We start from the raw sequence: 13684 nt of genomic DNA on the forward strand, positions 1-13684 counted from the left end.
CCTTAATGATTAACGCGCTTCCAGCGGCCACTTTCCATACCAAGTAGGTAGCTCAGTCCGCCTACAAAGTTTGCTATGTGTCCAACCACCATGTAGTTGATCAACTTGAACGGCTTAAACAAATTGAATGCTGGTATTAAGTAAGTGATAAACGCCACTAAGTAGACGGCTAACTGTCCGGCTAACAGAAGTTGGAAAGTGGGGTGCTCAATGAGCAAAATAGAACTCGTCAGGCACATAATCATTAAGTAAGGGGTCGCGAGTCGCAAAACCTTTCCTGACAAAAACGCAAATGCGGTCCCACGGTAACGAGGTAGTAGCAACCTTTTCAGCTTCAAGAACTGCTGCATATTGCCTGCGGAGATACGTAGGCGACGTTTGAAGTCAGAATCATCGGAGCTCTTTTCTAACTCAATCGCGAGCATCTTTGGTTCATAGACAGAGGCATAGCCCTGAAGCACGATACGCATTGGTAAGATAAAGTCATCGTTGATTACCTCTGGCTCTAAAGGTGTGAATAGGTCAGTTCTAAATGTGTAAAACGCGCCGTGAGACCCGATGGTCGAGCCGATCAATGACTCTTTGAGTTTCACTTTAGATTGATAACGCCAGTAGGCTGCTTCACCTTGATTTTGGGTAGACATAATTTGGTAAGTGGCATTGACCACACCAACGTTCTCGTTTTGATAGTGCTGGCTGGCAAGCAAGAGCGAATCGCAAGATACAAGAGCAGAAACATCACTCAGAGCAGTGATCTCAGAAGTAACATTTTCCATCTCTGTGTTGATCAAGTTTACTTTACCACGGTTGTTTTTATGGTCGTGCACGATGAACAAGGTATCTGCGCAAATCGCTTCTTGGATGGTGTCTTGTGCGATCTCTGCGGTGTTATCGGTACAACCATCACAGGCGACGATGATGGTCAGCTTATCTCTGGGGTAGTCTAAGCTCGCTAGGTTACGAATCTTTTCTGCAATCCATTGTTCTTCATTGTACGCTGGGACGATCACCGTCATCGTTGGAAGCGTGCAATCGGATTTTGAAGCTCTATAACAACGTTCTTTCCCCATTTTTTTTGACGTTTGACGTCGCTTGCGACGAGCGGATAGCCAATTCAAAACCAACGGGTAACCGACGTGATGATAGATGATCAGTAGCGCAGACAAAACGAAGCCGATTGTCCAAAGTAGATCGATCATAAGTTCTCTCCTTGAGCCAGAGTCGCATAGCGATTAACCATAGTTCTAATGTCAAAGTGCTTAAGAATGTGCTCCCTAGGAGAGCGAGGTGGTGACGTGAGCTGTTGCGATAGGGCGTCGGTCAACATTGGCACTTGGTTTGGTTCTACGAGTGTTCCTGTGTGAGGAGAAAGGGTTTCTCTAACCGCACCAACATCACTGGCTATACAAGGCACGCCACACGCCTGCGCTTCAAGTGTGGAAAGAGGAAAGCCCTCTTGAAGTGACGGCAAGCAAAAGAGGTTGAGGCTTTGGTAAAAACGCGGCATATCATCGACCAAGCCAAGAAAAGTCACTCTGTCTCGGATGCCCAAGTACTGTGCTTGCGCTTCAAGCAACGATTTTTGGCTTCCGCAACCTGCAATTGCAAGGTAGGTATCTTTGGGGAGATGGGAAAAAGCTTTGATTAGTATTTCTTGGCCTTTTACCGCTTCCAAGCGTCCAGCCGTACCGATAATAACCTTGTCTTTGGGTAGAGAGAAAAATGTTCGAGCGGCACTTCTATCACCATCAGTAAACTTGTTGCAATCTATGCCATTGTGGATGGTGTTTACATTGCGATAGCCTAATTTATTGATGATTTGTTTTGCAACAAAGTCGGCATCGGCTGCCACTTGTGGCTTAAGCGCATTCAACAGAATCGACTGTAATCGTGCTGCTTTTTTATTGTTTAAGTGCCAGGCATCGTGTTCCGTATGGATTAAGGTTTTCACACCATTAAGCCGTGCGGCGATGCCTCCGTATAAAAGCGGGCCAATGTGATGCGTGTGAACGACATTCGCATTTAATGCCTTCAACTTGGCGCTCAAAGTTCGAATCGTAGTGAGATTAAAACCAGCAGGCTTGTTCAAAAAGTGGAGTTGGGCTTCAAAGCTCTCTAGTTTCTCCCAATGGTTTAGTGCTGTTGTTTTACTTCCCTCTAAGCTAATAACAAAAACCGAATCTTCGGGTTTCGCAAAGCGAAGCATCTCCAATACCAATGTTTCTAAGCCTCCGGGAGCTAGGTGTTGAACGACGTGAACAATCACGTTGCCGTGTATTGGTGATTCTTGTGTACCTGAGTTTTCCATTCCTGAGCCCTCGATGTATCGCTATCGCTTAAACGTTGCAGGGGGCATGCCAGAATTTAAGTATTGACTAAACAATGGCTTATATTTAATTGTTATAAAGGTTCAAATTGGAAAATCGATATTCCTAATTTGAGATTCAAAATTGATAGAGGTGAGTTTGAGGTGAAATGGCTCAATAAAAAAACACTCTGAAGAGAGTGTCTTAGGATTAGTCAAAAAATAAGGTCAGAATATGACTTTAGGGATGGTGGTGATGACAGGAGCGCCAAGGTGTTTTTCCAATGCTTTGCGAGAGCGAATAGAGTTATCTGCCAGTTCTGCAATGGTGGCAAGGCCAATGCCTAAACCTGCCCCCCCAATTAATCCAAGAAGAACAAAGATAATAGCAGGTAAGTTAGCTGGCAAGGTTGGCGTGTAAGGCTCATCGATAACTTTCACGCGTTTGTTTTCTTCAAAAACACCTAAAGATCCTGTCAATTGCGCCATCTCGTAACGTTCAACCAGATCATCATAAAGTTCACGCTTTACAGCGACATCACGAGCAAGTCGATTGATTTCTGTTGCTGTGCTACCAAAGCGATTGGCGTCGCTTTCCAGCTCTTGGATCATGTTTCTTAGACTAACCGTTTCTTCTTCCAAAGATTCGTAACGGCCACGCATGATTTGCAGTTGGTGGAGTTGAGATACAAGCAGCGGTTGAGCATCACCAATCGTGCTTATGGTCGCTGTACTTGCAATATCCCAAAGTTGGTCACTGTTCATTTCCGGCTGTTTTGAGTTGAGTAGCACTGAGCGCTCCTGTTCCAGACGGTTCAACTCACGTAGCTTACCTTGCACTAAACTGTGTGCTTCTGTGTATCGTGCACGCAACAGAGTGAGCTCACTTCGAATCTCGATAATTTGCTCTTCAATCTTACCAATCACCGGATTGGTCTTTGAAAGTTGCTGGTCTAAACTACCAAGGCTACGCTTGACACCCGCTAACTCGGCTTCCTTCTCTGCCAACGTTTGTTTTAAGCTGGCGAGACGCGTCAAGCTCTGTGCTTGCATCGCTGGTGTTGCATGAGAATAAGCGTTTTTGTATTCAGCAAAAGCTTGTTCCGCTTTGTCCAATTCTTCACGGCGTTTATCAATGTGAATAGTCAAGAAGTGGCTAGAATCCTTTATTGATGAGCGCTCTGGCGCTAAGAGCTGTTCGACAAAGTGATTGCTGACAGAGCCTAACACCGCTTCCATCCCTTCTGATTGGCTGCTCGTGAGTTGGATTTGAATGAAGTCCTTACCGAGTTGTTGAACCGTTAAGCGATTGGCAAGGTCTTTTATGATGAACTCTTGTTCGTTCGCGTCCATAGTATCGTCGATCAAGCCTTGCTCTTTGGCAACGGAATACAGCACATGGCGGCTTTTGAGTAAGGTACTCAAAGCACTCAACCGGTCTTTCAACATTGTTGAAACTGCAAGGTCTTCAAGGAATGGGTTCATTTTGGCCGTTTCTTGGATCAGCATGCTGGTGTGAGCCACATACTTAGTCGGCACTGCTTTACTGACAAGGAAGCCCAAAATAGGCAGCACTATCATAGGGATTACTATCAGGTAGCGGCGTCGCCATGCCCCGTGCAGTAATAGAGTGAGGTTGTCTCTTAAATCGCTCATAACGCCCTCACTAATCGCTCAATTTGGTGCGCTCTTGATTCCCAACTTTGTTGTTGAATGAGCGAGAGCGATCCTTCGGGTGGTGGAAGAAGGTGATTCAAGCTCGCACACACATCCTCAACATTCGTCACGACATGCAGCATGTGTTGGTATGGCTTAAGGGCAGGGAAAGGTGTGCTGATCACAGGAGTACCAGTCGCAAGGTATTCCAGTAGTTTGAGTGGGTTACAAGCTTGAATTTGGGCGTTATCTACAAAAGGTAACCAGCTTGCATCCCAATGCTGGGAATAACGTGGTAAGTCCTGATGTGCTCTCGCCCCTAGGTAATGAACATTGCTTCGTTGTGGTAAGGGGTTGTGAGGAAGCTCATTAGGGCCAATGAACACCAAATCCCAATCTTGCGCTTGCTTTGCCACTTGCTCAATCAATTGATAATCCAACCACTCCGACAGGCTGCCGTAAAAGCCAAGTACTTTTCGTCCGTTATTGGGCATGTCTTCTGCTTTGTCTACCGATTCTGAGAATAGGCTGAAATCGACACCATGAGGTATGGTGACGGTTTTTTCGTGAGGAAAGTTAGCCGCCAACTTTTCACTGGCCGCTAGAATAAGGTCTGCACAATCAATGAGCTCAGTTTCATGCTCCAATACAGTCTGATGGTCTACTCCTGCCAATGCACCAAAATCATCACCGCAGTAGTAGACAATGCCTTTCGCACTCATTTCTTTGCAAATATCTACGGCAGTCGGAAGTGACGTCCAGAAAACGGTGTGTTGAAAGCCAAGCTCATGAAGTTTTTTGCTTAGTTGGTACTTCATCATTTGAGTTGCAACTTTACGCGCCCATGCAGAACGTGGAGCTGGGATGGTAAGCAAGGTTATGGTACGAATATCTGAGTCATCGTGGTGACTAAACGCGGCTTGTGCTTTGTCGTCTTTTTGCTTTACTGAACCAGACAGTTTGGCAAATAAACGTTTGGCGTCTTTTGTGGTCGGTGCCGGTTGTCTAAGGCCAATAGAATTAACCCAAAGAATACGATGGTTCTTTGCTAAGTGCTTTATCAGATGTTGAGTGGAAGAGGGTAAGCCACCGAAATCTTCTCCAAATACTACGATATCTGTCATCGTTCTCTCCGTGAGCCAATTGTGTTGTTGTAACCCAAGTCGTATCACGATGTATGCCAATGGTTTAAATCTATAAAAACCAACCGGTTATGTTATTTTTGAATTTGAGAATATTCCGCTTTCTCATTTTGACAGTCAGTTTGAACGATGCGATTTATCACTATGTTGAGCGCTGCAAGGATGTAAATTGGCCAAACAAAGCCTTGAGTAAGGAAAGTGCCGGATACGATGGTACCGATAAGGCCGCTTAGTACGGCATTTGCGCCAACAGACAGAGTAATGTCTGAATGCTTGCGTAAAAGCGAGATAGAGCATAAGGATGTTTTAATCAAAGACACGATTAAAGTAACGAAAACAATTAGACCAATAAACCCGGTTTCTGCCAGTACACCGAACCAAGTACTATGGACTGCGTGATTCATGCCGTCCCAATGGGAGCTATAGAAAAAGTAGTTATAGTAGAAATTATCCAAACCTACGCCAGTTAACGGATTATCGAGTGCCATTTTGAACGCCGCTTCCCATGCGTACAAACGACCCATTGCAGAGGCATCAATACCAGCTTCTGCTGCACCACCAGATGCACGACCATCAATACCAGCGACTACATACAGTGATATTGCCGCCACTACCGCGAGAATAAGCACTAATGTTTTGCACCTAATATGCTTGGAAGCAAAGTAACCAAAAACAGAAAGGGCACCTAGCAGGCCCCCTCGACTCTGTGTTTCGATAATCGACAGAAATAGAATAAGGCAAGTCAGTAACGCAAACCCTCTTATCCATATTGATGAGCGTTTCTCTACCAGCTGACTAACCGTGAAGGCGAGAGGGAACAGTAACACTAGAGCTAAGTCATTTGGATCGCCAAGCATAGAACCGAATGAACGGCCAATCGACACGCGAGTGCCCTCGACCAGATCGATGCCATTACTCGCATTATATAGTGCGACTAACCCCACTAATAAGCCTGCAACCATGATGGCTTTAGACATTTGTGCCAGTTGTTTAGAGGTTGTGATGAGCCAAGTAATCGCCAAGGTCATCACAATTATCTTCCAATAGGTATTCTTGAATGCGGTGATTGCGATATCCCGAGATGACGCGAATGCAATGCTGATAATGACGAGAGCCCAGAAGATAAATAGCCATTTTAATGAAGGATGCCAGTACACAGTAAGCTGACGACTGATCAACAGGTGAAAAGAGAGCGCCCCTAGCGCCCCCAATGAAAGTAGCAAAGGGATTTTGAAGTTATAGATAGCGGGGCAGGCTTCGTGAATCCGGAAGAAAGAAAAGATTACGAACAAGGTGACCAGCCAAAAGGTTTGGTTGAGAACTAACAAAATAACAAGCGGAGCGAAGCAGATGGCGACGATGTATATTGGAAGGGGTATCACTAACCATGCTGCTGCAATAACCACAGTGATGGTGGTTGCAGCGGCAATTTGTGCGGGTCTTCCATCCTTGGTATTCATAACGATACTCTTTTTGCTTCAGCCCTTAGTTTATTTACAAGATTGGTGCGTGTACTCCTGCGGATGAATCTGAATGCGACACCTGCAAACAGTACGCATGTCAAAACGCAAATGGCGATTGCTCCCCCGATGGATTGAGCAGAGTGGAGCAGGAACAGTGCCAGACCAGAGATGATATGTAACGCGACCATTAAACTGAGTTGGAATGGTAAGTGTATGCATTGCTGCCCAATGATGAACGTCATGACCAGCTTGGCCAATTGTGCATAGTAAAGCGCAATAAATACGCCATAAATACCTAGGGAAGAAAGTACAAAGAGTAACGTTATAGCGATACCTGCAGCGGTAATATTGATGCCTAATAACCAACGCGTTCTGCGTTTGTATAAAATGGCGATATTCAGTAGTTCACTCCATTCTTTAAGCATGGCTATCGGCAAGAGGAAGAGGGTGTAAAGTGCAGCTTGCTGATACGTATCAGGCAAAAAATGATTGATCACAATGAAGGCAAGTGTCGCGGCAAGCACACTCAGTGCTGCAATGTAGATTATACCGAGATGGGAAATTCTCACCGCTTCCACACCACGGCTCCGCTTCAAGTACGCGAATCGTCGCGGCATCCACCACATGCAAAAAGGTTGAACCAATATACACATGCCAATAGCAAACTTCACCGCGATCGCATAAACACCAAGCGTAGCCAGTGATGCATTAGCACCAATAAACCAACGCTCAGCACCGTTAATACAGAAAGCGACTAGCGCCGACATCATGACCGGAATGCAGTAATGCAAGTGTTGTATCGCCAACGTCAGGTCAGGTATAACGACCTTGTACTTATTGACGATGTGTAACCAGATGAATTGAATCACGGCAGCCAATAAGCCACCGAGCAAGACAGAAATGACGTGAGGATAAATTATCAAAGCAGCAACAATGAACACCACCTGAAGAGCAGTGGTTGTTACCATCACATGCAATAATGTTTTGGCTTTGTCATCTTGCATGCGTAGCCAAGCTGTACCGATACCAATGGCGCCTTCCAGAATAATTGTGAGCATCAGCACGATGAACTCGAACTGAGAAAATGGGCTAGGGATCGGCGCGACTAAGATGATAAACAGCAATATCAAACCAATCACTGCAGCAATCGTAATGGACAACGAATAAAGGTGGTTAAGCATGGCCACTTGTTTTTCTTTGTCTTTTTCCACTCCGGCGAAACGATACAACGCTTCATGTATTGCCATGCTTGCAAGTAGGGCTGTAACCACGCCGAAAGAAGTGAGTAACTCCAGTTTGCCCATTTGCTCTGGTGCCAAAAATTGCGGAAGTACAGGCAGCATAATGAGGCTAATGCTTTTGTTGATCACCAACGCAACGGCAAAAAGTGACATATTAGTCATAGCTTTAAGCATGGTCGTACCATTTAGCTTTGTCACGCTTCTTTACGCTTTGTGGTTCTTTACTAGAAGGGTCTTTGCAAAGCTGTTGAGTGACCGAGAAATAGCAACGTTCAGCGGTATATAGGCTCGCAACATTCAAGGCTTCAAGTCCCATGGTGACTTTCAGCCATGGTGATTCATTCAAAAGAACGATCGCGTTGTGCAGCGACGCTGCATCATTCGGTATGTATTTAAAGCAGTTTTTACCGTGTGTTAGCACGCGATCCCAGTAACTGTCATCCTGAGGAATAACAACGCACATGCCAGCAGCTAAGGCTTCTAGTATAGATAGACCAAACGGTTCATTGATGCTGGTTGATACAAACACCCCACACTGTGCGCGAAGCTCATCTAAGTTGTTTGGTGACTCGTGCCATTCGACGTTTGGGTGAGTAAAATCAGGCTCAGAGCAATCCACGCCTGCTATGTTGGGCTTGATATAGCAAATGATTGCATTAAGGTAAGTCGCTTCGTCTTGCTGCATTGCTTCGAGCAGTAAATCAACATTCTTCCATTTCAACAAACTTGCTGCCCAAAACACACGCTTGGAAATTGGATTCGCTTGCTTCGGTGTACGCTGCGAAGAAAGCCCATTCACGAAGGAACTTGCATTTAGCGTTGTCCAGTAGCGCTCTACGGCAGGTCTCGGCTCTTTTAGGTAAGCCATAAGCGCATTAATCATTGAATCGCGGGTATTGGCTAGGTAATGAATCGCATGGGCTTTTACCAAGCAATAGCCTGAAGTACGTGAAACGCCGACTGGTCCGTGAACCATTTGAACGATAGGTTTGCGAGAAAGTAAACGAAGCAGGTACAAAGGCATGTCGTTGTTTGGCGAAGATAGACCCATAAACCAATCAAGCTTGGGTAGCTTCAGTGTAACCAAGAAGAGCTGGATTAAGTAGAAACAGTTCATCAACCAATAAGCGATACCATGATGTGACGTGATGGGTGAACATTTGATCTTAAGCACCTGAACGCGAGGATTGGAGCGAAAAGCAGCGGTCCAATGCTCTGGGTGCGTTGTTGCGAGATAGCTAATGACGTCACGCTGGTCGCACTGTTTAATCAATTCAGCGTTGGCAATTTTAGAGCCGCCTTGCATTGGAATTGCGTCAAACATCAAAACACGTTTCATGGCTAGCTCCTCAGTTGATGTTTAACCAGCGCGAAATTGGTTTCATGCAGTGGCTGACAGGCATGGATGTCAGTTCTTTCTGCGTCAGTTCATCGCGGTAAATGTCTTCAATTGCTTTGACTGAGGCAGAAACCGTCAGATGCTGATTCGCGTGTTGATGCGCATTTTCGGCTAGCTTATTTCGTAGCGGCGCATTTTGAATCATTTGCTGAATTGCATTTAACAGACTTGCCATACCATGATTAGCGAACAATAGAGCACTGTGGTTGTGCTCAAACAATTCCGGGATGCCACCTGTTTTTGGTGCGATGATTGGTAACTTCGCGAGTGCCGCCTCACCAAGAACGAGACCAAATGCCTCTTCGTAAGCTCCACTGATGAAGGCATCTACATTACCTCTCATCCAGTCTCCGGCGTTATGTTGTTCCCCAACAAAATGCACACGCTCCTTCACACCCAAATCAACGGCTAACTGCTTCAGCGAGATACTTTCTTCACCGTCACCAACAATTACCAAGTGTGGATTATGTTGATAGTAGTTGTGCATACGCATGGCTTGGATTAAGCGGTCAAAGCCTTTGCGTTTAATGAGAGATCCAACCGAAATAAAGGTAAATGCTTGGTGCGGAATGCCCAGACGATCTCTGACATCGATAGGTGCATCGTGACTCTCCAATGACACGCCGTTATGAACGACATGGAGATGTTCTTCTGGGTAGCCATCTTTGAGAATCTCGTGACCTACGTCTTTACTCACACAAATCAATTTTGGAGAAAGGTGCAGACCCAGTGAGAAACGGTCAAGCAAGGTGTAGTGGCAATGAAGTTGCGTTACCAAAGGGATGTGATTCATTCGAGCAGCTAGGCACATCCATTGGCATGGGCCGCCACTGTTTACGTGGACAAGGTCAATGTTGTGGTTTTCGATCAAGGTTGTGCCTTGTTTGATCAAATCGTTCCAGCCACTGATATCCCATCGTGGCGTGTTCCATCCGCCAACTAGACTGAAATCGGAATACTTTGTCACGATACCTAATGATTGGCACCGCTCGATGAGTGGCGCGCAGTTTGACCAAACGAAAGGCTGGTACTGGTTGCTGTCGATGTTTGAGACAAGGTTTAACAGCACTCTTTCGCTGCCGCGAATCCAATTGTCCCCGTAATGCACATAGAGAATGCGTTTTGGGTTAGTCATATGTGTTACCTCGGTCAGCCAATCTGTTTTAGTTAACCATTGCAACCGAAATGCCAAAATATGCTATTGGTTTAAACCTCTGTTTTTGCGTGGGAAGTGGGGAAGAAAGAGAATCTAAGGTGAAGACTTCTCAATTTGAGAATGGATATGCATCAAGTAGGGTTCGCAATTTGGTAGCGTTCAATAAGAACAGGAATGATGCAGCTAGAGGAGTAATGAGCTTTGATGGTCTCAATTGCGTTATGACGCAGTGAATACTGTTCGCTGTGGCTCATGCCTAACCATTGATTGATTTTGCCGATAAGTGAGACGATGTTGTGAGCGAGGAATCCATTTCTTCCATCTTCGATGAGATCGGGCAGTCGACCAACTTCCAGGCTTATCACGACAATGCCACGAGCCATAGCCTCCAATGCTGCCATTGGTAACCCTTCATAACGGGATGAAATCACGAGGACGCTGATGTTGCTCCAAATAGCATCCATGTCGCTTTGGTATCCGTGAAATATGACATTAGAAGGTGTATTTTCAACCAATGAGCTCTTTTCAGGGCCATCTCCGTAGATAGAAAAGGGGTGGTCGGGAATGTGTCGCGCGACTTCCATAAAACGATCTGCGCCTTTCTCGTGACTCAAGCGGCCTACAAAAGCGATTTCTTGATAGCGGCAGTGGTGGTTGGGAATAGAGACAAAATTATTAAGCAATTCTGATTGAGTAGGGAGCTTGTGTTGTATCGCTTGGCTAACCGCAAAGCAATGATCGGAAAGACGAGCTGAGTGTCGGTCAAGCCAGTCGTACAGCCAGACTCTCCCTTTGGGCGTCTCGCCGGCATGAAAAGTAGAGATAAGGCGGGGGAAGGTACGCGTAAAGAGCTTCGCTCCTCTGGCTAGTAACGCTGATTTGTATCCGTGAGTGTGTATAACGCTAGGTTGGTGTTCGGCTATCGCACTGGTCATTTGTTTAATTGGGATATTCTTGGAACGTTCCGATTTTGGACAGAGGTGCCAGAGGTAACTGAAGGGAATGTTGGCATGTTCGAGTTTTCCAACCAGTGGTGCGGGTGGTGAGGATTCTGACACCAACACCACTCTTACATGAACATGCGACGCTTGTAGTCCTTTGCTGAGTTCGATAACGTGACTTTCGATCCCTCCAAACACACCACTATCCAATAGTATCCAGACTTCACCCGCAATGGGGACCTCAAGATTGTTTGAGATTAGCTTCATCCGCTTCCCAAGCTTGTTTTTTGCGATAGACCGTTGAGGGGCTGAGTTCCAACATCACCGCAGCGTTAAGTACGTTTCCATCACAGTAAGCAATTGCGTTTTGAATCGCCTCTCGCTCGACTTCCCACATCGGACGAATGCTGCCGTCTGAATTGAAATAGACTGAAGCCCTTTGTACTCCAGAGATAGTTGGTTGGCTTTCAGGCTCAGAGAAAGAATAGGCGGCGCTTGTTGGCTCTGAGGTTGGGAAGGCTTCATTCTGCACGGAGTAGGTTTGTTCGGTAATGATGCTTGTTTCCTCTGCGCTCTCAGCATTCGCAGGCGATACAGAAGGCGTCTTTTTCGGCTTACGAGTCAGTTGAACAGGCAAGTGCGTTAGCGTTACCTTATCGTCATCATTTAATACAACAATGGTACGAATGATGTTTTGTAGCTGGCGAACATTCCCTGGCCAGTCGTAGCTCTTAATGACATGCTGGACGTCGTTACCGATGTGTTTGAACTTCTTCTTATCTTGTTTGGCATAAGTGAGCAAAAAGTGCTTCGCTAGCATGACAATGTCACTGCCTCTTTCTCTTAGCGGCGGCATGTCGATGGGGACGACATGAACGCGATAATACAAGTCTTCACGAAAACGACCTTCTTCTACCTCTTTCAGAGGGTCTCGGTTGGTTGCACAGATAATACGAACATCGACTTTCATCTCTTTGGTGCCCCCGAGAGGCATGTAGGTTCCCGTTTGCAGAAAGCGTAATAACTTTTTCTGCATCTCTAGCTCCATTTCACACAGTTCGTCCAAGAATAGTGTGCCACCATGAGCAAGGGTCGCTGCACCTTTACGATCGATGGTAGCGCCAGTGAAAGCTCCCTTTACATGGCCAAATATTTCGCTTTCCATCAAATCACGAGGGATAGCGCCGCAGTTAATTGCAATGAATGGCTTGTCTCTGCGATCACTTTGTCGGTGAACCGCTTCGGCACACACTTCTTTACCTGTACCACTTTCACCAACGATAAATACGCTAGCTGAGGTCGGGGCAACTGCATCAATGGTTTTGTAAACCGCCTGCATTGGAAGACTAGAGCCAATAAATCCGTGATAGTTGTGACGATCGAAAGTCGATTGAATGTTCTCGACGAGATTTTCTAGTTTGGCGCGTTTTAAATGCAAGGCAACGGAGGTTTTCAAACGATCTGCGTTGATGGGCTTTTCTAGGAAATCTTCTGCGCCTTTCTGGATCAGGTTGACGGCTAGATCAACGCTACCATGCGCCGTTACGATGATGACAGAGGTTGGAATCTCATTCTCATTAATCCAATCAAGAACGTCTTCACCGGACATGTCTGGAAGTTTTAGGTCGAGAATAATAAGTTGTGGTTTGTTGCTCTCAATGAATTGAATCGCCTCACGGCCAGTTTCAACGTGAAAAATGTCGTAAGGTTCATCTTTGACGTACTGCTTATAAAGTATGGCTAGTGAAGTAGAGTCCTCTACCAGTAACACCCTTGGTCTCATAATCCTTTCCCAACTTGTATAAATTGTTGTTTTAATCCGTTAAGTCGGCTTGAGATTCATGCAGTGATGATGAATTCAATTTATTACCTCAAGCAAATGGCTTGTTCGCGCTTCTCATTTTGAGAATCTTTATATTTAAGTATTAGCACACACAGTGAGGATTGCTGAAAGTTCTCTATTTTTAGTGGATTAAATTCGTTTTCTTCCTGCTTAGTCTTCAAAACCTTGCTCTTTTCTTTGGTTTAACGCGAGAAATGATAGTTCTGCAAGTTCTGGTAATGATTGGCAGAGCTCAAAAGCGAGATCGGTGTCGCCTTCGACACAATGCTTTTCTATGGTACGAGCGTGTCGTGACAGAGTGCGGTTACCCAGCGCGAGGGCCGAGCTGCCTAACGTATGCACCTCAAACTCTATCATTTCTTTATCTTGGTTGCTTAATGCTTGCTGGATTTTTTCGACGCGCTCTCGGGACTCTTCAATGTAGTGCTCTATCAACGTGGGCATGACCTCCGCACATGTGTCTTTGATCATTTGTTGGAGAATCAACTCGTCGACCAACTCTGCCTCTAATGCTGTGCCTGTTTGAGTATTCATAGTG

The 13684-nt window shown here is 45.7% G+C and carries 11 protein-coding genes; all 11 read right to left on the reverse strand.

The features are described 5' to 3' along the window. Positions 1-2: 2 nt before the first annotated feature. Entirely contained in the window at positions 3-1199 is a 1197-nt protein-coding gene (locus KIV40_RS22030) for a glycosyltransferase family 2 protein (RefSeq protein WP_285351327.1), read from the reverse strand. After that, positions 1196-2308, reverse strand: a complete 1113-nt coding sequence (locus KIV40_RS22035; RefSeq protein WP_228173976.1) for a glycosyltransferase — start codon at positions 2306-2308, stop codon at positions 1196-1198. The genes KIV40_RS22030 and KIV40_RS22035 overlap by 4 nt, the downstream gene beginning before the upstream one ends. A gap of 225 nt (positions 2309-2533) precedes the next feature. Continuing rightward, complete coding sequence (locus KIV40_RS22040) at positions 2534-3961, reverse strand: chain-length determining protein (RefSeq protein ID WP_134976920.1); 1428 nt, start codon at positions 3959-3961, stop codon at positions 2534-2536. Beyond that, a complete protein-coding gene (locus KIV40_RS22045; RefSeq protein ID WP_285351328.1) occupies positions 3958-5085 on the reverse strand; it encodes a glycosyltransferase in 1128 nt (375 codons plus the stop codon). Before KIV40_RS22045 ends, KIV40_RS22040 begins: the two co-directional genes overlap by 4 nt. A 92-nt stretch (positions 5086-5177) precedes the next feature. Continuing rightward, positions 5178-6563, reverse strand: coding sequence for an O-antigen ligase family protein (locus KIV40_RS22050; RefSeq protein WP_285351329.1), 1386 nt, complete (start codon positions 6561-6563; stop codon positions 5178-5180). Beyond that, positions 6560-7981, reverse strand: coding sequence for a lipopolysaccharide biosynthesis protein (locus tag KIV40_RS22055; protein ID WP_228174102.1), 1422 nt, complete (start codon positions 7979-7981; stop codon positions 6560-6562). Before KIV40_RS22055 ends, KIV40_RS22050 begins: the two co-directional genes overlap by 4 nt. Then, complete coding sequence (locus KIV40_RS22060) at positions 7974-9146, reverse strand: glycosyltransferase family 4 protein (RefSeq protein WP_005528345.1); 1173 nt, start codon at positions 9144-9146, stop codon at positions 7974-7976. The genes KIV40_RS22055 and KIV40_RS22060 overlap by 8 nt, the downstream gene beginning before the upstream one ends. Before the next feature lie 10 nt (positions 9147-9156). After that, entirely contained in the window at positions 9157-10341 is a 1185-nt protein-coding gene (locus KIV40_RS22065) for a glycosyltransferase (protein WP_285351330.1), read from the reverse strand. Between the two features lie 152 nt (positions 10342-10493). Continuing rightward, positions 10494-11570, reverse strand: coding sequence for a glycosyltransferase (locus KIV40_RS22070; protein ID WP_285351331.1), 1077 nt, complete (start codon positions 11568-11570; stop codon positions 10494-10496). Continuing rightward, complete coding sequence (locus KIV40_RS22075) at positions 11545-13086, reverse strand: sigma-54 dependent transcriptional regulator (protein ID WP_285351332.1); 1542 nt, start codon at positions 13084-13086, stop codon at positions 11545-11547. The genes KIV40_RS22070 and KIV40_RS22075 overlap by 26 nt, the downstream gene beginning before the upstream one ends. 210 nt (positions 13087-13296) lie before the next feature. Continuing rightward, positions 13297-13680 (reverse strand): Hpt domain-containing protein, encoded by a 384-nt coding sequence (locus tag KIV40_RS22080; RefSeq protein ID WP_050904803.1) that lies wholly within the window; start codon positions 13678-13680, stop codon positions 13297-13299. Positions 13681-13684 lie beyond the last annotated feature (4 nt).

It is taken from the genome of Vibrio sp. D173a, assembly GCF_030248475.1.

Bases quoted from the DNA above. Each gene is read 5' to 3' on its own strand.
- KIV40_RS22075 (WP_285351332.1), bottom strand. From the start codon at position 13,086: ATGAGACCAAGGGTGTTACTGGTAGAGGACTCTACTTCACTAGCCATA.
- KIV40_RS22065 (WP_285351330.1), bottom strand. From the start codon at position 10,341: ATGACTAACCCAAAACGCATTCTCTATGTGCATTACGGGGACAATTGG.
- KIV40_RS22045 (WP_285351328.1), bottom strand. From the start codon at position 5,085: ATGACAGATATCGTAGTATTTGGAGAAGATTTCGGTGGCTTACCCTCT.
- KIV40_RS22030 (WP_285351327.1), bottom strand. From the start codon at position 1,199: ATGATCGATCTACTTTGGACAATCGGCTTCGTTTTGTCTGCGCTACTG.
- KIV40_RS22080 (WP_050904803.1), bottom strand. From the start codon at position 13,680: ATGAATACTCAAACAGGCACAGCATTAGAGGCAGAGTTGGTCGACGAG.
- KIV40_RS22060 (WP_005528345.1), bottom strand. From the start codon at position 9,146: ATGAAACGTGTTTTGATGTTTGACGCAATTCCAATGCAAGGCGGCTCT.
- KIV40_RS22035 (WP_228173976.1), bottom strand. From the start codon at position 2,308: ATGGAAAACTCAGGTACACAAGAATCACCAATACACGGCAACGTGATT.
- KIV40_RS22070 (WP_285351331.1), bottom strand. From the start codon at position 11,570: ATGAAGCTAATCTCAAACAATCTTGAGGTCCCCATTGCGGGTGAAGTC.
- KIV40_RS22055 (WP_228174102.1), bottom strand. From the start codon at position 7,981: ATGCTTAAAGCTATGACTAATATGTCACTTTTTGCCGTTGCGTTGGTG.
- KIV40_RS22050 (WP_285351329.1), bottom strand. From the start codon at position 6,563: ATGAATACCAAGGATGGAAGACCCGCACAAATTGCCGCTGCAACCACC.
- KIV40_RS22040 (WP_134976920.1), bottom strand. From the start codon at position 3,961: ATGAGCGATTTAAGAGACAACCTCACTCTATTACTGCACGGGGCATGG.